Here is a 22,568-nt window from a genome sequence, read left to right as displayed (position 1 = left end):
TCTAAATTTTTATTTCTCTTAATTCATCCCTAGCTTCCATCAAAGCAAAACCTAATAAATTTAGTCCGTTCCACTTTTCAGGATTATAAATGTCTCTATGATCACTTGCCATTCCTATTCCCCAAATAGGATCAACTGGACTGGCTTCTACCAAAATTCTATCATTGGTATTAATAAGAAACTCTTTTAAATCTAAATTTTGATTAAACTTATGAAAATTACCTTGCTTTACTATTTCATATCGATTTGCTAACCAAGTTGAGTCAACATAATTCTTTACTTCTCTTCCTAATTTTTTGGCTTCCGCTGGAGAATCCGCTTGAATAATTCTTTCTAAAATTTCTTCATCATTAAACAATTCTGCTTTTTTAGCCATCATCCAATGCTCAGCGGTTTTATAGGTAATACCCTCTACTTCAAATGGACTAATCGACCATTGACTTAAACAGGTTTTGGTTACAATTCCATCTTTTGATGGTTGGTGTCCCCAAAAGAAAAGATATTTTTTTTCGCTATTTGAAGCTACTAATTTTTCTAAACTGTACTTCATATCAATTGATTTAATCCTATAACTTCAACACTCTCTCCTTCAAAATCTTTAAATGAATTGGTGGTAAATATTTTTTCGAAACAGTCCAAAACAGCAAATCCTTTGTTGAAAATCCCATGGCTTACCGCCAAATACAACTTTCCAGCATTCTTGTTTTTAAGTTCTTCTGCAAGACCCACAAAAGTTCCTCCTCCATCACAAATGTCATCTACGATCAAACAATCTGCTCCTTGTAAATCATCATTATAAACTTTAAAACCTGATAACTTACCCGTTTTTACATCTCGGCTTTTACTGCATTCTACTACTTCAACTCCTCCTAGAAATTCTGAAACTTTATAAATTTTCTTTAAAGCGCCTCCGTCTGGAGAAATTAATTTTACATCATTTCCAATTGCTTTTATAACTTCTGCAATAAAAGTATGATTCGGAATCACCTCGCAATTGTTTACCAATGCTGGCGTAACTTCTGAGTGTGCATCAAATACAAATACTTTATTCAATTGCATTGAGTTGATAATATCTGCATATACTTTTACGGATAGTGCCTCTCCCTTTATCATAACCCTATCTTGTCTAGCTGCTGGATAATAAGGAATAAAAAGGTTAATATTTTTTACATCCATCCTTCTAAGTGCATCAACTGTGACACACAACATACCTAAATCATTAAATGAATTTAATCTATGAGTGATAGTTATGGGTTGGTTTACATCAAAATCAGGATTGATTTTGATATGAGGTTCTCCTCCTGAAAAAGTAAAGCTTTGATAAATGATTTCTTCCTCTGTAGTAAATGGTTTGAATTTTGGGTCTAGATTTAGTATCATGTTTTTTTGATTTTGCGTTAATTATACGCAAATATAGATATTAATTTTTAACGAACAATTATTTTGTGTAAAAATTACGCAAACTTTATTTCAAAGTGAAATCCTTTCTTTAATAAAGCATTGTATTTCTGCTTATTAAACTTAAATAATTTTGCAGGCCTTCCGCTTTTTATGGGAGAAAAACGATCGGTTTCTTCAATGATTTCGAAACTTATTATTTTTTTTCTAAAGTTTCTGCGATCGATTTCTTTTTCTAAAATGGTGCAGTATAGATTTTCAAGTTCTGAGAACAAAAACTCTTTTGGCAACAAATCAAATCCTATAGGTTCATAGGTGAGTTTTGCTTTTAAGCGTTCGATAGCTTTGGTTACGATTATTGTATGATCAAATGCTAAAGCTGGAATTTCACCAATCTTGAACCATTGAACATTTTCGGCATCTGAATCGGCTTTGATTTTTAATTTTGAAGGATCGACTAAAGCAAAATAAGCTACCGAAATAACACGGTTTCTTGGATCACGAAATACATCATCCCCGAAGGTAAACAGTTGTTCAAAATAATTAACTGCAATATTGGTTTCTTCTTTCAATTCTCTTTTTACCGCATCTTGCAAAGACTCATCATTTTTCACCAAGCCACCAGGCAATGCCCAATACGATTCTTGTGTCCCGAATTTTTGCTGAATTAACAATACATATAGCTGATTATTCTGGTAACCAAAAACTATAGCATCAACCGCAACTCTGATATTTTGATTTTCGCTCATTTTATAAATGCGTAAGATATACACAAATATAAAAATAGTTTTGAAAAAGAAATTGGAAAGCCTTGTAAGAAAAGTAAAATTTTACTTTAGAAAAAGGAAAAAAAATTGTAACGATAAGTTACTAACTGAGAAGATTAGAAATAAAAAAAGGCGTTCTATTAACCAACTAGGAACGCCTTTTCAAAGTACTAAAACAAAACTAACTAATTCAATATACATATTAAACTTATAAATTATTTAACTACAGAGAATTACAACGTAACTAGTCAAAATATATTGCATAAAAATCAAAAAATAAACTGTTTTTGAATTATATTTTTTTATTACCTCTTAAAGTCCCACAAAATATGATGTTGTTATTAAAATTAATTTGCATTATTGCCATTTTTATAAGTACTTTTGATTAAATTAAATAAAAAAATGGCCGAAAATTTAAAATTTGCAGTAATTGGTGGCGGAAGTTGGGCAACCGCTATCGCAAAAATGTTATGTGTCAACCTTTCCGAGATTTCATGGTACATGCGAAATGATGCTGCTATTGAACACATTAAAACCTATAAACACAATCCTAATTATTTAAGCTCTGTTGAGTTTGACAACAAAAAACTCAAGCTTACTAATGATATCAACGAAGCTGTTGCTTACGCAGACTACATTATATTCGCTATTCCATCTGCTTTTTTAAATCGTGAATTAGAGAAATTAACGGTTTCCCTTAAAGACAAAGTCATTTTTTCTGCCATAAAAGGAATTGTTCCAGAAACAAGCTTAATTGTTGGTGAACATTTTCATTACAAATACGACATCCCTTATTACAATATTGGAGTAATTACTGGTCCTTGTCACGCTGAAGAAGTAGCCTTAGAAAGACTTTCCTATTTAACCATTGCTTGTGGTGATCCAGACAAAGCCTCTATAGTTGCCAAAAATCTATCAGGTAATTACATTAAAGCAAAAATTACTGATGACATAATTGGTACTGAATATGCTGCGATGTTAAAAAATATTTATTCAATTGCTGCGGGTATTGCACATGGATTGGGTTATGGTGATAATTTCCAATCGGTTATTATGAGTAATGCTATTCGTGAAATGAAAAAATTCATCAAGAAAGTTCATAAAATGAAGCGTAACATCAATGATTCTGCTTATTTGGGCGATTTATTGGTTACAGGTTATTCTATATTTTCGAGAAACAGAATGTTCGGTAATATGATTGGAAAAGGATATACTGTACAAGCGGCACAAATGGAAATGAGTATGGTTGCCGAAGGATATTATGCTGTAAAAAGTGCTTATAAACTTAATCAAGGTTATGGCGCAAAAACTCCAATTATTGATGCTGTTTACGCTGTTTTATATGAAGGAAAAGAAGCCAAATCTGTGTTTAAAAAACTAACAGAGGAATTGGATTAAGAGATTAATAATCTATATAGCTTTATAAAAAAAGGCATTTTCTAAATTTAGAAAATGCCTTTTTTTATGATTAATCAAAGTCTTTATTTTACCATCACTCCATCAACAAATAAAAGCGGTACTTCCTCTACATCTGTTTCATTGATGCTATTTGCTTTGAAAATAAACTTTTTGTCGTATAATGTGTTTCCGATGAAATAGGTTACCATAAACTCATTGTTGAGAACCAATAAGCTTTTTTCTACCATTTCGATTTTCACTACCGAAACAGCTGGAATTTCCATAAAAGCGTGACGCAAAAGAGAGGTTTTCTTCATTTCTCCATCAATGGTACCAAAAGCTTTGGAAACCACCATAACGCTATCTAATTGAAAATCGCTATCATTTATTAAGTAGGCATACCATACTTTTTCCATAAAATCGTCGCTCCATTCCTGAACGGCTGCAAGGAATACATTTTCTACTTCGGGGATGGTAATATCAGATTTCATTCTTTTTGGAAAAATTATTTTTTATTGTTGTTTGTGTACTAAACTAAATATGTTGAATACAGAATGTCCTAGCCCAGATGGGAGCAAATATCCTTTTATGCCGGGGTTCGGCATAAAAGATATTGTGGACAGCTGGAATAGCTCCTTATAATTTATATGCTAGATTTGAATTGCTCTAAGAAACGTACGTCATTTTCATAAAACATACGGATGTCCCCTATTTGATACAATAACATTGCGATACGCTCGATTCCCATTCCGAATGCAAAACCATTGTACTCGTCTGGATTTATACCACAATTTTTAAGTACATTAGGATCTACCATTCCGCAACCCATAATTTCTAACCAACCTGTTCCTTTGGTAATTCTATAATCGGTTTCGGTTTTTAAACCCCAATAAATATCTACTTCTGCACTTGGCTCTGTAAATGGGAAGTAAGATGGTCTCAAACGGATTTTTGATTTCCCAAACATTTCTTTGGTAAAATACAAAAGGGTTTGTTTCAAGTCTGCAAAAGACACGTCTTTGTCAATGTATAATCCTTCTACTTGGTGAAAAATACAGTGTGAACGCGATGATACTGCTTCATTACGGAAAACTCGACCTGGTGAAATGGTTCTGATAGGCGGTTTATTATTTTCCATATAACGCACTTGCACAGATGAAGTGTGCGTACGCAATAAAATATCTGGATTTGTCTGTATGAAAAAAGTATCCTGCATATCACGTGCCGGATGGTATTCCGGTAAATTCAATGCGGTAAAATTATGCCAATCGTCCTCTATTTCCGGACCCTCAGAAACGTTGAAACCTATGTTAGAGAAAATATCAATAATTTGATTTTTTACTAAAGATATTGGATGACGCGAACCAATTATTACTGGATCTGCCGTACGAGTTAAATCTCCATAAAACCCTTTGGATTCTTCTTTATCCGCTAAGGCTTCCTGAATAGATTTTACTTTATCTTCGGCTGATGTTTTAAGCAAATTGATTACTTGTCCAAACTCCTTTTTTTGATCATTAGGTACGTTTTTGAATTCTGTAAAAAGATCCTTCAACAACCCTTTACTCCCAAGGAATTTTATTCTAAAAGCCTCTAACTCTAGTGTATCTTGTGTTGAAAAAGCTTGTGCTTCACCAATATATTCTTTTATCTTGTCTATCATTTTCATTCCGTAATTGAGTCTGCAAATTTAGGAAATTTGTTTCAAGTTTTTGGTTTAAAGTTCAAAGTTTACACCTCAAAATCTAAAATCGGTAATCTAGTATCTTAAATCATTAATCAATAACTCCTCTTTCCAGAAAATAATTAACGATTGCTTCTTTCATCAAAACCGATTGTTCTCCTGCTTTTAAAGGTGGTAATTCCTCTTTTACTTTGTAATGCGGCCATCCGTCCTCATCAAAAAATTCGAATTCGTAGAATCCGTAAGGCTCCAATAATCGGCATATCGCTATGTGCATCAAGTTGAGTTTCTCATCTTTTTTGAACTCACGATGTAATTTCCCTAATTCCTGTACACCAATTAGATAAATTATGGCATCCAGATCTAAATCTTCTCCTTGTGAGAATTGATTGGAGAGTATATCGACTATCTTTTCCCAGCGTTCTTTAAGTTGTGCGTCTCTTGACATTTCTAATTTTTAAAAGTGAAAATCGAATTCTATTCGATATAAAAACCTTTATTGATATTCTATATTCGTTTTAGAAATTAAAACGTTATTTAAAACACTATATTTTTTGATCTCTATTGGGAAATCATCAGCATTATATATTATTTCAAATCTTGTTTTAGCTGGAGTAGTGCTCGAAATTGGGAAAAACGAATCAAAAGAAATTTCATTATTTTTACTCAACCCATCAAATCCCTCACATTTATAAATTATTTTAAAATATTTATTCATGAACTTCATAGGATTATTTTTAGTGTCATAAACACTCTTCTTTTTCGAGTCATAAATTTTCCCTCCAGTATTAGAACTACTTAATGTTTCAGCAATATTCATATTTGTATTGAAACTGTAATTTTTAGTTTCTGAAACCATTAAATCAACTCCATTTAAAAGACCTGATTTTTGAGTTGTTAAAACACTGTTTATATAACTGTAAACTGTTTTATTGTCTTGTTTTTCTCCTGAAAGTGTATATTTCAACAAATCTCCATCATATTGAAAACTCGTATATCCAGCAGATAGTACATTATTTACGTAATTATTAATTCTAACGATTTTTTCTCCATTATAGATTAATTCAGATACATATGTACCTTTCGAGATATTTTTTAAAATATTATTTTCATAAATAAAGTTAGTTGAACTTTTTTCAACTTGTCCGTTGTTATAGATTTCTTCTGACACATTTTTTATCAAAATTTGTTTTCCTTCTGGATTATCATTTGATGCATCATCTTTTGAACATGAGATAAAACTGACACAAATAATAAAAAGTAAATTGAGTAATGATTTCTGTTTCATATTATATAATTTTGAAGCAAAAGTAAAGATATAAAAATATAAAACTAACGTAAAAATGAGCTTTCTTGATATTGTTTTAGGTGGACTACTGTGTTACTCGTTGTATAAAGGAATTAGAAATGGACTTTTTGTAGAATTGGCTTCATTTCTTTCCCTTATTTTAGGAATTTACATCGCCATAAAATTTTCGGATGTAGTAAGAGCTATTTTATCTGGCTGGCTGCATTGGAATCCTCACACTATTCAGGTAATTGCTTTTATACTCACTTTTATTGTTGTGGTTGTCGGGATTTATTTACTGGGTAAATTTCTAACTGGCATAGCCGATTTTGCATTTCTAGGTTGGCTGAACAGTCTTGGAGGTGGTTTTTTTAGGGTATTAAAAACGGTTTTAATCATTAGTATATTCCTTACTGTTTTCGAGAAAATAAATTATCATAACTATCTCGCCAAAAAAGAAACCTTAGACAAGTCTCTATTTTTTAACCCTATTCAAAAAGTATCTGGGTTTATTTTCCCGTCTATTGAAAAATGGTATGACAAAGCCAGGAAGTAATTCTGTAGCGAATCTTAATCCTGACAGTATTCAAAAATCCATGTAGTTCTGTCCCTTATTAGAAAATTAAAAAAGAATAGCCCATAGTAAAAACTATGGGCTATTCTTTTTATAATAGATATTTAATCAATTTTAGTGCTTACAACATCTAAGAAAAACAAAATCCAAATCAGCAATCTATTTTTTTACTTTACTTCTTTAATAGCCTTGCTATCAATCCATCCTTCAGTTCCATCGGTCAATTGAATTTTTTTCCAATTTTCTAACGTTTCTTCTACGTATACTTTGGTGCCTTCATGGAGTGTAAAGATAGATGCACTTGCATTTTGGGGTTCGTTCCTTACATCTGCAGATTCAGCGAAAACAATAGCAGGTTTTTCATTGTCAAAATGACTTTTTTCAAAAAAGGCTGCCGAAATACTCAACATAATAGACAATAGTATTACAAACATTCCAAAGAAGAAAATTCTTTTTATAACTACTGCTTGAGATAGATAATATCCCAAAAAAAACAGTAAAAATGAAGTTGCTAATCCTATCGCAATCCATGCCCAAGTATCAAAAGGGTAAATTCCAGTAAAATCACGAAGTAACTTTGCAAAGCCTACTTTTGGAACTACTTTGATCTCATCTATTGTATGTTTTTGTGCAAATTTTATATTGTTTAAAGCCTCTTTATTAGCAGGATCTAAAACCAACGCTTTCTCGTAATTATAAATTGCAGGAGCTGTTTTCTGAAGCTTATAATAACAATTCCCTAAATTAAAATACAATTCGGCTGACTCCTTGTTTTCTGCCAAAACCGATTCATACTCTTTGATAGCAAGATCATACTTCCCTTTTTGGTATAAATCATTCCCTTTTTCGAACCCACTTTGGGCAAAGAAAAACTGGGTAGTTAATAACAGTATGTAAAAAATATTTTTCATTTTTTTTCTATAAAATTTCTAAGTCTCTAAGAAACTAAGATTCTAAGTTACTTAGCAACCTAGAATCTTAGTGACTTATATCTGCTTTTCCAATTCGGCAATAATAGTTACCGCTTTATCAAAATCGTGTTGTATCGTTTCACTCGATGATGGTGTATATCTCGCAATTTCACAATTTTCTGTAAGTGCAATAAAATCATTCACTGCTATAGGGTTGGCTCTTCTAGACAACAATAATTCCTGAATATTATCTTTACTCATTTCTGATGTTTCGATATGTAACTTGGCTTTCAAGAAATTATGCATTGCTTTTTCTAAAGCAACATAAAAAGGTTCTTTATTATTAATTTGATTTTTGGCTTCTGATAAATATTTTTTAGCCAATTTATTGTTCATTTTGATTCTGTTTCCAAAAACGTCACCATCAATTGCTTCTTTTTTTCTTTTGAATAATACAACTATTGGAAGCAACAAGAATGGTAAAAACAATAAAGTATAGAACTTATTAGAACCAAAAAACACTGGCTCATTTCTTGCCGTAAATTTTGTTTTTAAATCAATAAATTTAAACTGCTCTACTCCTGTAATCGTATTTTTTCCAACACTTGCATTTGTTGGTGCTTCTGCAGTTTGTGTAGGTCCATCAAGAACATCGATTTTTATTTCGTGAGAACTTATCGTTTTATACGTACCTGATCCTAAATCAAAGTAAGAAAAGTGCATCGGCTTAATAACATAATTGCCTTTGTATTGCGGTATAATAGTATAAGTGTCTGATATTTTTCCGTTCATACCAGAAAGTGGTGTATTTACTTTCTCATCATGAACGGCATCATACATTTCTAATGCATTAGGCACTTCTGGCTTAGGTAAAGTAAATAACTTAAGATTCCCTGTTCCGGTTACACTTAAGACAAGATCCAGACTTTCTCCATTCTTCAATGTTGTTTTTGAAGGTATTGCTTTAAAATCAAATCTACCCACAGCACCCGAAAAATCTGCTGGCTTGCCTGCTTCTGGTAGTGGTTTAACGTTTATGGTTTTGGCTCCCGCTGAAACTCTTTTATTACCTTCCGTTATAATTACACGCCCAAACATGTCTCTACGATTGGTAGGTAATTGCACATCAATATCTAAGGATAATGGCTCTATGACAAGCTTTCCTGATTTTTGAGGATATAAAACCGTTTTTCGTAATACCACATATCGGTAACGTTCGCCTTTAAACATTCCTTCCTCGGCCACCAATTGTTTGATATCAATGTTTTGGCTCCAAAAATTATTGTATTTTGGTTTCCCAAGTTCGTCCCATTTTGTAATTCCTATATTATAACTAAAATACAATTTATAGACTACCGTAATAGGTTGATTGATATACGGATTGGTATTTGAAATATCTGCAACTAAGTATAAATTATCATCGGCTGAAACTTGTGAATCATTAGGGTCACGAGGCTGCTCTGTTGCTGCTGTTACATTTATTCTTATAGGTGACGTTTTGTAAATCTGCCCATTATATTCTATGGCTGCTTGCTTAATTACCAAAGTCCCTTTTTGATTAGGCAAAAGAAAATAGGAATAGCTTTTCTCGAAGGTACTTCGCCCATTAATCCAAGACTGACTGACTTGCTGACTTGGCCCAGCTATAATTCGGAAACCATCAAAAGAAGGCTGAACAAAATTATCCCCATCAATATTCATCACAAAATCAATACGGAGTCTTTCGTTGAGTCCTAGCGTTGTTTTGCTTACTCTAGCTTCAAATTGTACTTGAGCAAAAAGTCCTTGAAAACTGATTAGTAATAGAATTAAATATCTTTTCATTACTTCTTTAATCGTTATTTTTTATTCGTTAATCTAATGTAAATAATCTCTTATAAGCTTACCAATCTTTCTCTGCTTTTACTGGAGAGCCTTTCGTTTTGTTGGCGTTTACTTTATCTTGAATTTTCTTTTCTTCATTATTTACAGCATCTAAAAGATTTTCTAATCGTTCTTTTGGAATCCCTCCTGGTTTTGGTTTTGGCTGACCATCATCTTTGGGCTTTTCATCTTTTTTATCCTTGTTTCCGTCCTTTTGGTCGTCTTTCTTGTCTTTATCTCCGTCTTTCTTATCGTCCTTATTTTTATCGTCCTTTTTATCCTTGTCCTTATCGTCTTTTTTATCCTTGTCTTTGTCTTTATTCTTATCTTTATTTTTATCGTCCTTTGGAGGTGGATTATCTTTTAGCATTTTTTTTGCTAATGCATAATTATAACGTGTCTCTTCATCAGTAGGGTCATTTCGTAATGCATTTTTATAGGCTTCAACAGCTTGTGTATAATCCTTCTCTTTCATAAAAACATTACCTAAATTATGAAAAGCTTTATGCTTTTGAGGTCTGGTTTTTATATTTTTTAACGCATTTTCATACGCATATTTAGATTCTGAAAACTGGTTTTGCTTGTAAATAGAGTTTCCCAAATTATAAGATGCAACCGTTCTATTAGGAAATTTAGATTTAGAAATTCTATAATTGGCCTCTGCCTCCACAAAATTCTTTTCTCCATATTCCTCATTTGCTTTAGGCAATACTTTGTCTTTCTGTTGTGCACTGACAACAAAAGGTAAAAGTAATAGTATGTGTACAATTGTATTTTTCATTTTCATTTTAAATCTAAATCCCAAAGTGCTCTATTGGCAATAATTACTTTAGTTCACCGATGATCTTAATCCTTTATTTATTTTCATTAAATAAATTCAACTTTTTCACCCATCTCGTTTTTCTTTCCAAGAAGAAAATATCAAGAAATAATAAGACAAATCCAATTCCCAAAAACCATTGAAATTGTGACTGGAAACCTGCCATTTCTGTAGCCTCAAATTCGGTTTTTTGAATCTTATCCAATGCGCTTTTTATGTACTCCAACGTTTCCTTTGTATTGTTTCCGTTGACATAGCCACCACCTGTGATTTTTGCAATCGTTGCTAAACTTTTTTCATTCAGTTTGGTTATTACTACTTCTCCACTATTGTCTCTTTGGTAACTCTCTACTACTCCGTTTCTTTTTAGGGGAATAGTTCCTCCTTTTTCTGTTCCCAATCCAATGGTAATGATTTTCATTCCTAGTTTCTTGGCTTCTTCTGCAGCTGCCTCAGCACCTTCAGAATGATCTTCCCCATCCGAAATCATAATCAACAATTTACTTGTCTTACTTTTTTCGGCAAAATAAGTTGCTGATAATTTTATAGCTTCATCAAGCGAGGTTCCCTGAGACGAAACCATTTCCGGGCCAACACTTTGCAAGAACATTTTGGCAACACTATAATCAGTTGTTATTGGCAACACTGGAAATGCGCTACCTGCATAAACCACAATCCCTATTCTATCACTTCCTAACTGATTGATTATTTGTGATACTATTTGTTTGCTTTTATCTAAACGACTTGGTGCAACATCCTCAGCAAGCATACTTTTAGAAACATCCATTGCAAACACAATATCAATTCCTTCCCTCTTTACGGTCTCTACTTTGGTTCCTACTTTAGGATTTACCAAACCTATAACCAAAGCGGCCAAAGCCAAAAGCATTACTGTCAGTTTTAAAATAGGCTTAAAAATAGAGCGTTCTGGACTTAGCCTTTTTAGTAACTCTAAATCACCAAACTCACGCTGCTTTTTTCTTTTCCAATATAAATTAATTAGAAAAAGAGCTACCACTACTGGCAGTAAAAAAAGAAGATATAAATATTTTTGTTCGTCTAATTCCATTTTAATTTTAGATTTCTGAATTTAGATTTTAGATTTTTACTCTAAAATTGTAAATCTAAATTTGATATTTTTAATTCATTTATTTCATTTTCAATTCTTCCCAATGATCATCATTGACTAAAGATTGAGGCTAAATAAAACTTTTATATACTGTATTACGCAATCCTAATTCCAATAAAATTAAAAACAATCCCACCAAAACAAAAGGTCTGTATTTTTCGTCATAATCATAGAATTTTAATTCCTCGACCTCTGTAGTTTCTAATTTATTGATTTCATTATAAATTTGAGCTAATTTATCATTGCTAGTTGCTCTAAAGTATTTTCCACCTGTTTTTCTGGCAATGCTTTTCATCATAGGCTCATCAATTTCCACTTTCATCATTTGAAACATCAATTGTCCATTTGGTCCAATTGCATATGGAGATTCAGCCATTCCGTTAGTACCAATTCCAATAGTGTATACTTTTATACCATATTGTTGTGCAATATCCGAAGCAGTATCTGGTTCGATAAATCCAGCATTATTGACCCCATCTGTCATCAAAATAATTACTTTACTTTTCGCCTTACTATCTTTTAGACGGTTTACGGCTGTGGCCAATCCCATTCCTATTCCAGTTCCATCTACCAAGACATTATCATACTTTATACTTCTAATTGCATCTTGAATAATTCCTTTGTCACTAGTTACAGGTGTTTTGGTGTAGGCTTCTGAGGCATAAACTACAAGTCCTATCCTATCATTTACTCTCTGATCTACGAAGTCCGCCGCTATTTTCTTAAGAGCTTGCATTCGATCTGGTTTTAAATCCCTTGCCAGCATACTTCCAGATACGTCTATCGCCATAACGATATCAATTCCCCTTGTGGTCTTTGTTTTATTGCTAATATCAACCGTTCTAGGTCTAGCCATAGCTATTATTAAAGAGGATAATGCCAGTAATCGAATTATATTCAATAGTGGTTCAAACTTAGCCAATAAAGATTTTGAATCTTTAAATCCTTGCAGTGAACTAATCTGTAAGGAAGCCGTTTGTTGATCTCTTCTCCAAAATATCAGAGCAATCCCAATTGGAATCAAAAGAAACATCCAAAAAAATTCCGGATTTAAAAACGTTATTTTTCCCATTAGTTATTCGCTGATTTAAGTTCTACCGAATTCAAAACACGGTCTGTTAATTCTGTTGCATATCGATCTCCTTCTTCATGAAGAATCATAATTTGTTGCAAACCTCCTTCTTGTCCAAAGAGTAAAATTTCATAATAAATTTTAGAACTGCTTTGGGTATTCCCATCTATCCTACTGAAAGTTCCATATCCTTTCCTTCCTGTGATTCCTGCATTGGTTTGAAAGTCTTCTTGTTTTACGATCATATTTTGTGCCCCTTGTGATTCTAAAACCTGCAAAGAACTTTCGATTGATTTAGATAAATCTAATGCTCCTTCTTTTTTATATTTTATAGTAGAGACCATAATATAAAAATTATCCAAAAGACTACCGTAACCAAAAGATTGCATCTCTTTTATAAGTGCCATTCCATCTTTTGGTAATGTTTTTGTCAAATCTATTCTTTTCAACACTTTTGGGGTTTCTACAATAACACCTGGGTTTCCATATTCACTTCTTACCCATTCACCTTCTAACAACTCTTTGGTAGGGTGTCCAAAAACATTGTCTACTACATAATTATATCCTTTGGTAGCCATGAAATAGATTGTAATGGCTGAGAGCAAAAGAAAAACAGATAAAACCGAAACCACAATACGTTGAATTCTCTTTTTTCTAAGCAAAATTTTGATTTGTTTTTGCTTTTGGGCTTCATTCAAAATAGTGTCTTCGTCGACTGTTACTTCTACCGGAATAGCCTCATCAAGAGTTAAAATCGTTTTTTGAATTCTATTTCTATCTTCAGTAATTTCAAATTCTAAAGGTTTTGATTTGGCAAATTTTACTAAATCCGCTTGTTTCAATACCGTAAATAAATTTCCTATCGTTTCTTGGGAAAGCTTCATTTTCTTTTTTAACGATGCCGCCTTAAGTCCTTCAATCAATTCAGAAGTTGTGCTTTCCATTGCTGGAATTTCTATCGCTTCCTCAATATAATTTCGTACTATATCTGTCAATTCGCTATAATAAGCTTTTACTTCACCATGTTGCCAAAGCTCCTTTTTCTCTAAAGTATTAAGCAGACTTGTCGCTTTTTCTATTGGTGTTTTATAAACTTCCTCTTCTATTTTTTTCTTCTGATGAATTTTGAGATACCAATAAACGAAAGCTCCTATTCCTAAGATCAATATAACTCCCAAAAGATATTTCCACCAATCTCCTAATGTTTCTTGGGCTTTTACAATGTCTTTAATGTCATACATTTTTTGTTTTAATGTATCTACTTGAACATTGGCTACCTCAACTTTTAGAGAATCTGTCAAAAATGGCTTATCATTTATCAGGATTTTTATGCTTGGAATCGTGTATTTTCCTGAATCAAATTGAGTCAAGCCGTACTTTTTGATTAACTCATATCTGTCGTCTTTTTTGATGGTGTCAATCGGATACGACTGAATAACCTCTAACGCTCCAATGCTTTTTAGTTTTGGAAAAACTACTTTAGACAAAGTATCTACCGAAGTTTTTAAAGTCAATTTAAACTCAGCTCCGATTTTATTTTTTGTGGTATCAATACTGGTAACTACTTTTTGCTGTGCAAAAATAGAAGTCGAAATCAGTAGTAATAGTAGGTTAAGTTTAATTTTCATTTTTTATCTAATTAACCTCGTAAGTCCCGATGGTTATCGGGACTTACAGGGCTAGGTTTCTTCTTATCGTGATTTAAAATAGCCTAATAATTTGGTGACATAACTTTCATCTACTCTAGTGTTTACAACTCCTGAGCCTGATTTACTAAAAGTTTCTTTAAAGTAGTGCACATTATCATGATAGTATTTCTCATAATTCATTCGCACTGATTTTGAGCTTGTATTAATCAATCTCGTCTCGCCTGTTTCTGCATCAAGCATAGATACCATTCCTAAATTAGGCATTTTTTCTTCTCGAACATCATACACTCTTATACCGGTGATATCGTGTTTTTTGGCAGCAATCTTCAATGTTTGTTCATAATCCCCTGACATGAAATCGGAAATGACAAACACGATAGCTTTCTTTTTTTGGGTACCTGATAAAAACTTCAAAGCTTGAGCAATATCGGTTTTGTAACTTTTCGGTTGAAATTCTATCAATTCACGAATGATTCTCAATACATGTGATCTTCCTTTTTTAGGAGGAATATACAATTCGATATGATCAGAGAACAAAATCAGTCCTATTTTATCATTGTTTTGAGTGGCCGAAAAAGCCATTGTCGCGGCTATTTCAGTAACAATTTCTTTCTTAAACTGACCTTTAGAACCAAAACTTTCAGAACCCGAAATATCCACCATTAACATCATGGTTAATTCACGTTCCTCCTCAAAAACTTTGACATGTGCTTCGTTGTATCGAGCAGTTACATTCCAATCAATAGCACGTATGTCGTCTCCAAATTGGTATTGACGCACTTCACTAAAAGTCATTCCGCGTCCTTTGAACGAAGTATGATACTCCCCCGAAAAGATATGATCGCTCAATCTCCGGGTTTTGATTTCTATTTTACGTACTTTTTTTAAAAGCTCTTTTGTATCCATTTCTTTAGATTTCAGATTTTAGATTTCAGATTTCAGATTTAAAGCCGAATGACGACTGCCAACTGAAAACTGCCAACTGCTATCTAATTAGGGTACTTCGATTTCGTTTATAATTTTATTGATGATGTCTACCGATGTAATATTTTCGGCTTCGGCTTCATAAGTAACACCTATTCTATGACGCAAAATATCATGTACTACTGCACGAACATCCTCTGGAATTACATACCCTCTACGTTTGATAAAAGCATAACATTTTGCAGCAGTAGCAAGGTTAATACTTCCACGTGGCGAAGCCCCAAAACTAATTAGAGGTTTCAAATCAGCCAATTTATATTTTTCTGGGTAACGGGTTGCGAAAATAATATCCAGTATGTATTTCTCGATTTTTTCATCCATGTATACTTCACGAACTGCTTCTTGAGCACGTAAAATTTGATCTACAGAAACTACTGGGTTTACTTTATCATAGCTTCCTTTAAGATTTTGACGAATAACCAAACGCTCGTCTTCCATCTTTGGATAATCAATAACTGTTTTTAACATAAAACGATCGACCTGTGCTTCTGGCAATTGGTAAGTACCTTCTTGCTCAATAGGGTTTTGAGTTGCCAAAACTAAAAATGGTCGCTCTAATTTGAAAGTGGTATCGCCAATTGTTACTTGTTTTTCCTGCATTGCCTCTAATAAAGCTGATTGTACTTTGGCTGGCGCACGGTTAATCTCATCGGCAAGAACGAAATTAGCAAAAATTGGTCCCTTTTTTATGGAGAATTCATTTTGCTTAATATTATAAATCATGGTTCCTACAACATCGGCAGGTAATAAATCTGGAGTAAACTGAATTCTACTAAAAGAACCCTGAATGGCTTGTGAAAGTGTATTAATCGCTAAAGTTTTTGCCAATCCCGGAACACCTTCCAACAAAATGTGCCCTTGACCCAAAAGTCCGATTAACAATCTTTCTACCATGTGTTTCTGTCCCACAATAACTTTGTTCATTTCCATAGTGAGAAGGTCTATAAAAGCACTTTCTCTTTCGATTTTTTCATTGATTGCTCTAATGTCTAAAGTCGTTGTATTCTCTTCCATATTTGTTTTTTTAAACCCTTAGTTTATTTATCTTTCGTTTGATGGTGCAAATTGAATTTTTTTTTAGACCTAAGATGTTAAAAAATGGTTAAAACTTCGGACAATACTCTAATTTTAAGCTCGAATTGTGATACTATTTACCTATTTTTAAGAACTAAATAAAATAACCATAAAAATAATGGCTTAAACCCGTAAATCATTGGTGTCAATTGCCAAATAAATGGGGCTAAATTGACAATGCAATTTTTGAACAAACATTAAAGTTGAATCATGATTAAAACACCTTTTTCTAAGATAATTGCCGGCACCATGACATGGGGCAATTGGGGTAAAAACTTGAACAAAAATCAGATGATTGATTTAATGAATTGCTGTCTTGAAAGCGGCATTTCGACCTTTGATCATGCCGATATTTATGGGGGATATACTACAGAAAATGCCTTTGGAAATGCTTTTGGCGAAAGCAAAATTGACAGACAAAAAATACAATTAATTTCAAAGTGTGGTATTCAACTTAAAAACAAAAACAGAAATCAAAATAGCGTTGGACATTATGAATATTCTAAGTCCTATATCATTTGGTCTGTTGAACAATCCTTACAAAATTTACAGACCGATTATTTAGATCTTTTGCTTTTGCATAGACCGAGTCCGTTGATGCAAGCCGATGAAATTAATGAAGCCATTGAAAGACTTAAAACAGAAGGAAAAATTTTAGATTTTGGTGTATCGAATTTTACACCCAGTCAAACCGATTTGATTCAAACAAAAACTAAAATCAATTACAATCAAATCGAATTTTCTATCACGCATATTGATCCCATGCTCGACGGAAGTTTAGACCATATGCAAACCAACCAAATTACGCCTATGTGTTGGTCTCCTTTAGGAACCGTTTTTAGGAAAGATGATGAACAATCAAAACGTATTAAAGAACTGGCAACAACTCTTTCGTTAAAATATAATGTGGCTGATGATGTTATTTTATTGGCTTGGATATTAAAACACCCTGCCGGAATTTTACCAGTTTGCGGGACTTCCGACAAAACTAGAATTGCTAATTTGATGAAGGCTACCTCTTTTGAAATGGAATTACAAGATTGGTTTGCACTTTGGATAGCCAGCACGGGGAATCCCGTGCCGTAAATAAGATTGCTATAATTCTGAAATCACAAATCAAATGATCAATAAACGCCTTCTTATCAAAAACTTACTCGCTCACAACGATGAGTGCAGTTTTTATGATAAGAAACGGCAACTAAATTTACATTCCAGAGAGGGAAAAGCTAAGTTTTTGAAACACATTTGCGCATTGTCCAATTCAAATCCCACCAACAATTCATACATAGTAGTAGGTGTTGAAGATGAGAATAATGATATTGTGGGAGATGATTTTTTTGATGATAGCAGGATTCAGAATTTAGTAAATGCATTTCTGGAACATCCGCCTAAAATTCAATACGAAAATGTTCCTTTCCCCAATTTACCAAAGGACAAAGTTATAGGACTCGTTACTATAAAGCCCAACAGCAAAATTTCCTATTTCAAAAAAGGAATTCACACTATTCCTGCAAACAGTGTTTTTATACGTCGGGGCAGTAATACAATGCCGATTGAAGGTGAAGTAGAGAAAAATTATCAGAATACCGAATCTGTAATAGACATTGAAAACAGTTCCAGAAACAGTATAGAATATACCCTTGATGGTGTTATTGATTTTATGAATTTCCGTCACAAGGATATGGCTCCAAAATACAAGGTTTTCAAAGAATTATTCGTTATTTGTTGGGCTGGAATTATCAAAAAATACCGTGATAAAACTTATTTATCCCGTGTAGATATTGAGTTGATTAACGAACAGATCAAGCTATTCTATTCGGCTCAAGATGTGGTTGAAATTACGTATGACGAAGATACTTTTACCATTGTTGAGTATGTTCCTTTGGGTTTGAATGACAAAACCAGTTACTATCCCCTGGAACAACAAACGATCCGTTTTCACGATAATGGTTATTATAAAATTGATAGAAAAATACTTTTTGAACCACCCGAATTCAATAGGAAAATGTTGTACCATATTTATAATTCGAACATCTCCTTACTTTACAAACTTCAAAAAGAGATTAAATTATCTGAGCGAGAACTCAAAGATTTAGAAAACTTACCGTCTACTTTTATGATTTGCTATCTTAACGGTTTTGAGGAAGCTAAACAAAAACTGATTGATGCCAAACCGTTATTAAAACCGTTTACGCAAACATATCTTTCGTTTAAAGAAGCACTCCGAATTTTAAGAAAAATGAAATACGATGTGCAGTGATGAGTTTATTGTTTAAAATAGTTTTGCACTAATTAGCTGAACAAACCTGTTATCCAGTGTACAACATCATTTATCACTTGACAAACAAAATTGGTCATCAGTAATATTAAAGTGAGTAATGCATTCATTTTTATAAATTTTTGGTAAAAATATAATACTTTATTGCAACATACAATCACCAAATATAGTGATTTTTTTGAGAGTCAAAAATAATGAATTTTATTCAAAAAATTGTTTCAATTTTCTAAAAATCAATACTTTAACATTCTGTTTTTAAAATAAAAACATACCATTAAAAAAATGTATTCTTAGAACTTTCATTTTTTTGTTTGCTAAACTAAGAGCTATCTATTTTTAAAATCGAAGCTGATTTTTTTTAAATGATTAAAAAATCAAAGAAACAATACCTCTTTTCTCTTATTTTTGTAAAAGAACAAATTTCAGAACGAATTGCATGAGAACATTAGTAATTGGAGACATACATGGTGGTTTACGCGCTTTGCATCAAGTTCTAGAAAGAGCCAAGGTAACCCCAAAAGACAAACTCATTTTCTTGGGAGATTATGTGGATGGATGGAGTCAATCTCCACAAGTAATTGATTTTTTGATTGAGATGAAAGCTTCTCATGATATCATTTGTATTCGCGGTAATCATGATGAATTATTAGAGGAATGGCTGAGCGAAAGCAAAGATAATTTGTTGTGGTACAACCATGGTGGGGAAGCAACCGTTTTGGCCTATGAAAACGTATCTGCCGAGACCAAACAAAAACATATCAAATTCCTGAAATCATTAGATAATTATTATCTGGACGAACAAAACAGGTTGTTTATTCATGCGGGTTATACCCATATGAATGGTGTTCTATATGAATATTTCCCAAAATTATTTTATTGGGATAGAACACTTTGGGAAACCGCATTGGCATTAGACAAAGACATGAAACCTTCTGATTTATTGTATCCAAAAAGATTCATTCAATACAAGGAAGTATACATTGGCCATACGCCTGTCTCGCGCATAGGATCAACAATCCCAGTACAGATGGCTAATATTTGGAACATTGATACCGGAGCCGCTTTCAAAGGTCCTCTAACAATTATCGATGCTGATACCAAAGAATTTTGGCAAAGCGAACCTTTACCAAGTTTATATCCTAGTGAAAAAGGGCGCAATTAAATCAAAAGACTATCTTTGCCAAGAAATTATTACCTATTTATTTTATGAAAAAAATTATCACACTTGTGTTTTTGGCGTCTTTTGGTTTAGCAAATGCACAACATGCTTTTAAAGGAAAAGGAGACACTAAAGTTAATATCGGAGCTAACTTTCAAGATGGTGGATCTGGAATTCAAGCTTCTGCAGATTTTGGTCTTGGAGAAAATTTCTCTATCGGATTTGTTTCTAGTTATTTACTGGGTGTAAATGAATATTCTGGTTTTTATAATGGTGGCTCAACTCTATACTATGGAGAAAAACCAGAGTTTAAAGATCGTTTTGACGCGAAATTTAGAATCAATGCTAATTTAGGAAGCGTAATAAATGTAGATGAAAAATTAGATATCTATCCTGGATTAAGTTTAGGTTTGAAAAACTTTGGAGGCCATGTTGGTGGACGTTATTTCTTTACTGAAGGATTTGGTGTATTTACTGAACTTGGATTTCCAATTGCAAAATATGGAAATGAAGACAAATTGTTTTACAATTTAAACAACCAATTCACTTTTAGTCTTGGAGCTTCTTTTAATTTATAAAAAGACGTTTATTCAAAAAAAGCATTTGATACGTTTTTGAAAAGAGATACAAAAACAAAAAGACCATTTGAAATTTAGCTTTCAAATGGTCTTTTTTATTTAGAATAAGCTCAGCTTACAAATCAAATTTGATTCCTTGTGCCAAAGGCAAGCTTGTAGTATAATTGATTGTATTGGTTTGACGACGCATGTAGACTTTCCAAGCATCAGATCCAGACTCACGTCCACCACCTGTTTCTTTTTCTCCTCCAAAAGCTCCGCCAATTTCAGCTCCTGAAGTTCCAATATTTACGTTGGCAATTCCACAATCTGATCCTACTGCAGATAAGAAACGCTCTGCTTCACGCAAATTGTTAGTCATAATCGCTGATGATAATCCTTGAGCCACTCCGTTTTGTACATCGATAGCATTCTCTACTGTTCCTGAATATTTGATTAAATATAAAACAGGAGCAAAAGTTTCGTGTTGTACGATTTCGAATGAATTTTGTGCTTCAGCAATAGCTGGTTTTACATAACAACCACTCTCATACCCTTCTCCAGAAAGTACTCCACCTTCTACAAGAATTTTTCCTCCTTCGGCTACTACTTTTGTCAAAGCATTGGCATACATTTCAACAGCTTGAGTATCGATTAGTGGCCCAACGTGATTTTTTTCGTCTAATGGATTTCCGATTCTTAATTGTCCATAAGCTGCAACAACTGCATCTTTTACTTTATCATAAATACTTTCGTGAATAATCAAACGACGAGTCGATGTACATCTTTGTCCTGCAGTTCCTACTGCTCCAAAAACAGCACCAATAACAGTCATTTTGATATCAGCATCTGGAGTTACAATGATAGCATTGTTTCCTCCTAGCTCTAATAATGATTTTCCTAAACGAGCTGCTACATCTTGTGCAACAATTTTACCCATACGAGTAGATCCTGTAGCTGAAACTAAAGGCACACGTTTGTCAGCAGTCATTAATTGACCTATTGTATAATCTCCGTTGATCAAACAAGAGATACCTTCTGGAAGATTGTTCTCTTTAATCACCTCAGCAATAATGTTTTGACAGGCAACGCCACATAATGGTGTTTTTTCTGATGGTTTCCAAACACAAACGTCACCACAAATCCATGCTAATGCTGTATTCCATGCCCAAACTGCTACCGGAAAATTGAAAGCAGAAATAATTCCCACAACTCCAAGTGGGTGATATTGCTCATACATTCTATGCCCTGGACGCTCAGAGTGCATTGTTAATCCGTGCAATTGACGAGATAATCCCACTGCAAAATCACAGATGTCAATCATCTCCTGAACTTCTCCATATCCTTCTTGCAATGATTTCCCCATTTCGTAAGAAACCAATTTACCTAAAGCTTCTTTATTTTTACGTAATTTATCACCAAACTGGCGCACAATTTCTCCACGTTGTGGAGCTGGCATCAATCTGAATGTTTTGAAAGCTTCAGTTGCAGTTTGCATTACTTTTTCATAATCTGCTGCTGTACTCATTTTTACAGAAGCGATTAACTTTCCGTCTACTGGTGAATGACTATCAAGTATTTCTCCATTTGAAAAATTATTAATCCCTGTTGAAGTTCCTTCATTTATGGCTTTAACTCCCAATTGCGCTAATGCCTCTTTCATTCCGAATTGTTCTGCTATTGTTATCATTGTAACTATTTTGGTTAAATTTGTTATATTTTTTGCGTAAAGATATTATTTAATCACGAAATTAGATAATTATCATCATATAAAAAATTTATATAGTCAATCCGGCCTTATCTTTTGAAGTGAATACATTAATAAAGCGAATTAGGATATTCTATACTAAGTTTGGGATAATATCGCATTGAATATCAACCATAAAGTTTTTTAATAAAATACTTTTTCCATTTATTCCGTTTTGCAAAAAGCTAAAAAAAGAAAAATTAATTTATATTACTT

Annotated in this window: 22 protein-coding genes; 6 read left to right on the top strand and 16 right to left on the bottom strand. The window is 33.0% G+C overall.

Annotation, left to right across the window (positions count from 1 at the left end; translation table 11 throughout):
- Position 1 precedes the first annotated feature (1 nt).
- From ybiA to OZP08_RS04035, 3 genes are all read right to left on the bottom strand, one after another.
- A complete protein-coding gene (gene ybiA, locus OZP08_RS04045) occupies positions 2-550 on the bottom strand; it encodes a riboflavin biosynthesis intermediates N-glycosidase (protein ID WP_281323063.1) in 549 nt (182 codons plus the stop codon).
- Entirely contained in the window at positions 547-1,380 is an 834-nt protein-coding gene (gene prs, locus OZP08_RS04040; protein WP_268848453.1) for a ribose-phosphate diphosphokinase, read from the bottom strand. The genes ybiA and prs overlap by 4 nt, the downstream gene beginning before the upstream one ends.
- A gap of 74 nt (positions 1,381-1,454) precedes the next feature.
- Positions 1,455-2,147: an NUDIX hydrolase gene (locus OZP08_RS04035; protein WP_268848452.1), complete on the bottom strand. Its 693-nt coding sequence runs from the start codon at positions 2,145-2,147 to the stop codon at positions 1,455-1,457.
- 420 nt (positions 2,148-2,567) lie between these two features.
- On the opposite strand from OZP08_RS04035, the gene OZP08_RS04030 reads away from it, so the two are divergent.
- Positions 2,568-3,563, top strand: coding sequence for an NAD(P)H-dependent glycerol-3-phosphate dehydrogenase (locus OZP08_RS04030; protein WP_281323062.1), 996 nt, complete (start codon positions 2,568-2,570; stop codon positions 3,561-3,563).
- An 83-nt stretch (positions 3,564-3,646) separates the two neighbouring features.
- Here the strand turns inward: OZP08_RS04030 and OZP08_RS04025 are convergent, their stop codons facing one another.
- The 4 genes from OZP08_RS04025 to OZP08_RS04010 form a co-directional block, all read right to left on the bottom strand.
- Positions 3,647-4,054: a hypothetical protein gene (locus OZP08_RS04025; protein ID WP_268848450.1), complete on the bottom strand. Its 408-nt coding sequence runs from the start codon at positions 4,052-4,054 to the stop codon at positions 3,647-3,649.
- Between the two features lie 152 nt (positions 4,055-4,206).
- Positions 4,207-5,226: a phenylalanine--tRNA ligase subunit alpha gene (gene pheS, locus OZP08_RS04020; protein WP_281323061.1), complete on the bottom strand. Its 1,020-nt coding sequence runs from the start codon at positions 5,224-5,226 to the stop codon at positions 4,207-4,209.
- 112 nt (positions 5,227-5,338) lie between these two features.
- Complete coding sequence (locus OZP08_RS04015; RefSeq protein WP_268848449.1) at positions 5,339-5,695, bottom strand: hypothetical protein; 357 nt, start codon at positions 5,693-5,695, stop codon at positions 5,339-5,341.
- A gap of 48 nt (positions 5,696-5,743) precedes the next feature.
- Positions 5,744-6,535 carry a hypothetical protein gene (locus OZP08_RS04010; protein ID WP_268848448.1) on the bottom strand — a complete coding sequence of 264 codons (792 nt, stop codon included), beginning with the start codon at positions 6,533-6,535 and terminating at the stop codon, positions 5,744-5,746.
- A gap of 55 nt (positions 6,536-6,590) precedes the next feature.
- Here OZP08_RS04010 and OZP08_RS04005 point away from each other — a divergent pair, with 55 nt between their 5' ends.
- Positions 6,591-7,091 (top strand): CvpA family protein, encoded by a 501-nt coding sequence (locus OZP08_RS04005; protein WP_281323060.1) that lies wholly within the window; start codon positions 6,591-6,593, stop codon positions 7,089-7,091.
- 185 nt (positions 7,092-7,276) lie between these two features.
- Here OZP08_RS04005 and OZP08_RS04000 read toward each other — a convergent pair whose 3' ends face one another.
- From OZP08_RS04000 to OZP08_RS03965, 8 genes are all read right to left on the bottom strand, one after another.
- Positions 7,277-8,020, bottom strand: coding sequence for a tetratricopeptide repeat protein (locus tag OZP08_RS04000; RefSeq protein WP_281323059.1), 744 nt, complete (start codon positions 8,018-8,020; stop codon positions 7,277-7,279).
- Positions 8,021-8,095: 75 nt separating this feature from the next.
- A complete protein-coding gene (locus OZP08_RS03995; RefSeq protein ID WP_281323058.1) occupies positions 8,096-9,844 on the bottom strand; it encodes a BatD family protein in 1,749 nt (582 codons plus the stop codon).
- Between the two features lie 58 nt (positions 9,845-9,902).
- Entirely contained in the window at positions 9,903-10,664 is a 762-nt protein-coding gene (locus OZP08_RS03990; RefSeq protein ID WP_268848445.1) for a tetratricopeptide repeat protein, read from the bottom strand.
- Between the two features lie 73 nt (positions 10,665-10,737).
- Complete coding sequence (locus OZP08_RS03985; protein WP_281323057.1) at positions 10,738-11,772, bottom strand: vWA domain-containing protein; 1,035 nt, start codon at positions 11,770-11,772, stop codon at positions 10,738-10,740.
- Between the two features lie 130 nt (positions 11,773-11,902).
- Positions 11,903-12,904 (bottom strand): vWA domain-containing protein, encoded by a 1,002-nt coding sequence (locus OZP08_RS03980; RefSeq protein ID WP_281323056.1) that lies wholly within the window; start codon positions 12,902-12,904, stop codon positions 11,903-11,905.
- Positions 12,904-14,532, bottom strand: coding sequence for a phenylalanine--tRNA ligase subunit alpha (locus tag OZP08_RS03975; protein WP_281323055.1), 1,629 nt, complete (start codon positions 14,530-14,532; stop codon positions 12,904-12,906). Before OZP08_RS03975 ends, OZP08_RS03980 begins: the two co-directional genes overlap by 1 nt.
- 63 nt (positions 14,533-14,595) lie before the next feature.
- The gene (locus OZP08_RS03970; RefSeq protein ID WP_281323054.1) at positions 14,596-15,459 is read right to left on the bottom strand and encodes a DUF58 domain-containing protein; all 864 of its coding nucleotides are present in this window, start codon (positions 15,457-15,459) and stop codon (positions 14,596-14,598) included.
- Between the two features lie 87 nt (positions 15,460-15,546).
- Positions 15,547-16,551 (bottom strand): AAA family ATPase, encoded by a 1,005-nt coding sequence (locus tag OZP08_RS03965; RefSeq protein WP_281323053.1) that lies wholly within the window; start codon positions 16,549-16,551, stop codon positions 15,547-15,549.
- Positions 16,552-16,821: 270 nt separating this feature from the next.
- On the opposite strand from OZP08_RS03965, the gene OZP08_RS03960 reads away from it, so the two are divergent.
- From OZP08_RS03960 to OZP08_RS03945, 4 genes are all read left to right on the top strand, one after another.
- On the top strand, positions 16,822-17,697 hold the full coding sequence (locus tag OZP08_RS03960; protein WP_268848443.1) for an aldo/keto reductase: 876 nt from the start codon (positions 16,822-16,824) through the stop codon (positions 17,695-17,697).
- 34 nt (positions 17,698-17,731) lie between these two features.
- The gene (locus OZP08_RS03955; protein WP_281323052.1) at positions 17,732-18,871 is read left to right on the top strand and encodes an ATP-binding protein; all 1,140 of its coding nucleotides are present in this window, start codon (positions 17,732-17,734) and stop codon (positions 18,869-18,871) included.
- Between the two features lie 454 nt (positions 18,872-19,325).
- A complete protein-coding gene (locus tag OZP08_RS03950) occupies positions 19,326-20,051 on the top strand; it encodes a metallophosphoesterase family protein (protein ID WP_268848442.1) in 726 nt (241 codons plus the stop codon).
- Positions 20,052-20,095: 44 nt separating this feature from the next.
- Positions 20,096-20,626, top strand: coding sequence for a DUF6646 family protein (locus tag OZP08_RS03945; RefSeq protein WP_268848441.1), 531 nt, complete (start codon positions 20,096-20,098; stop codon positions 20,624-20,626).
- 115 nt (positions 20,627-20,741) lie between these two features.
- On the opposite strand, the gene amaB is transcribed toward OZP08_RS03945, so the two are convergent.
- Complete coding sequence (amaB, locus tag OZP08_RS03940; RefSeq protein ID WP_268848440.1) at positions 20,742-22,295, bottom strand: L-piperidine-6-carboxylate dehydrogenase; 1,554 nt, start codon at positions 22,293-22,295, stop codon at positions 20,742-20,744.
- Positions 22,296-22,568 lie beyond the last annotated feature (273 nt).

It is taken from the genome of Flavobacterium aestivum, from assembly GCF_026870175.2.
Taxonomy (GTDB): Bacteria; Bacteroidota; Bacteroidia; order Flavobacteriales; family Flavobacteriaceae; genus Flavobacterium; species Flavobacterium aestivum.
This window is presented reverse-complemented; position numbering and strand designations above follow the sequence as displayed.

Bases quoted from the DNA above. Each gene is read 5' to 3' on its own strand.
- OZP08_RS04010 (WP_268848448.1), bottom strand. From the start codon at position 6,535: ATGAAACAGAAATCATTACTCAATTTACTTTTTATTATTTGTGTCAGT.
- OZP08_RS03980 (WP_281323056.1), bottom strand. From the start codon at position 12,904: ATGGGAAAAATAACGTTTTTAAATCCGGAATTTTTTTGGATGTTTCTT.
- OZP08_RS03965 (WP_281323053.1), bottom strand. From the start codon at position 16,551: ATGGAAGAGAATACAACGACTTTAGACATTAGAGCAATCAATGAAAAA.
- OZP08_RS03950 (WP_268848442.1), top strand. From the start codon at position 19,326: ATGAGAACATTAGTAATTGGAGACATACATGGTGGTTTACGCGCTTTG.
- OZP08_RS03990 (WP_268848445.1), bottom strand. From the start codon at position 10,664: ATGAAAAATACAATTGTACACATACTATTACTTTTACCTTTTGTTGTC.
- OZP08_RS03985 (WP_281323057.1), bottom strand. From the start codon at position 11,772: ATGGAATTAGACGAACAAAAATATTTATATCTTCTTTTTTTACTGCCA.
- OZP08_RS03960 (WP_268848443.1), top strand. From the start codon at position 16,822: ATGATTAAAACACCTTTTTCTAAGATAATTGCCGGCACCATGACATGG.
- OZP08_RS04030 (WP_281323062.1), top strand. From the start codon at position 2,568: ATGGCCGAAAATTTAAAATTTGCAGTAATTGGTGGCGGAAGTTGGGCA.
- pheS (WP_281323061.1), bottom strand. From the start codon at position 5,226: ATGATAGACAAGATAAAAGAATATATTGGTGAAGCACAAGCTTTTTCA.
- amaB (WP_268848440.1), bottom strand. From the start codon at position 22,295: ATGATAACAATAGCAGAACAATTCGGAATGAAAGAGGCATTAGCGCAA.
- OZP08_RS04005 (WP_281323060.1), top strand. From the start codon at position 6,591: ATGAGCTTTCTTGATATTGTTTTAGGTGGACTACTGTGTTACTCGTTG.
- OZP08_RS03975 (WP_281323055.1), bottom strand. From the start codon at position 14,532: ATGAAAATTAAACTTAACCTACTATTACTACTGATTTCGACTTCTATT.
- OZP08_RS04025 (WP_268848450.1), bottom strand. From the start codon at position 4,054: ATGAAATCTGATATTACCATCCCCGAAGTAGAAAATGTATTCCTTGCA.
- OZP08_RS04015 (WP_268848449.1), bottom strand. From the start codon at position 5,695: ATGTCAAGAGACGCACAACTTAAAGAACGCTGGGAAAAGATAGTCGAT.
- OZP08_RS03955 (WP_281323052.1), top strand. From the start codon at position 17,732: ATGATCAATAAACGCCTTCTTATCAAAAACTTACTCGCTCACAACGAT.
- prs (WP_268848453.1), bottom strand. From the start codon at position 1,380: ATGATACTAAATCTAGACCCAAAATTCAAACCATTTACTACAGAGGAA.
- OZP08_RS04000 (WP_281323059.1), bottom strand. From the start codon at position 8,020: ATGAAAAATATTTTTTACATACTGTTATTAACTACCCAGTTTTTCTTT.
- OZP08_RS03970 (WP_281323054.1), bottom strand. From the start codon at position 15,459: ATGGATACAAAAGAGCTTTTAAAAAAAGTACGTAAAATAGAAATCAAA.
- OZP08_RS04035 (WP_268848452.1), bottom strand. From the start codon at position 2,147: ATGAGCGAAAATCAAAATATCAGAGTTGCGGTTGATGCTATAGTTTTT.
- OZP08_RS03995 (WP_281323058.1), bottom strand. From the start codon at position 9,844: ATGAAAAGATATTTAATTCTATTACTAATCAGTTTTCAAGGACTTTTT.
- ybiA (WP_281323063.1), bottom strand. From the start codon at position 550: ATGAAGTACAGTTTAGAAAAATTAGTAGCTTCAAATAGCGAAAAAAAA.
- OZP08_RS03945 (WP_268848441.1), top strand. From the start codon at position 20,096: ATGAAAAAAATTATCACACTTGTGTTTTTGGCGTCTTTTGGTTTAGCA.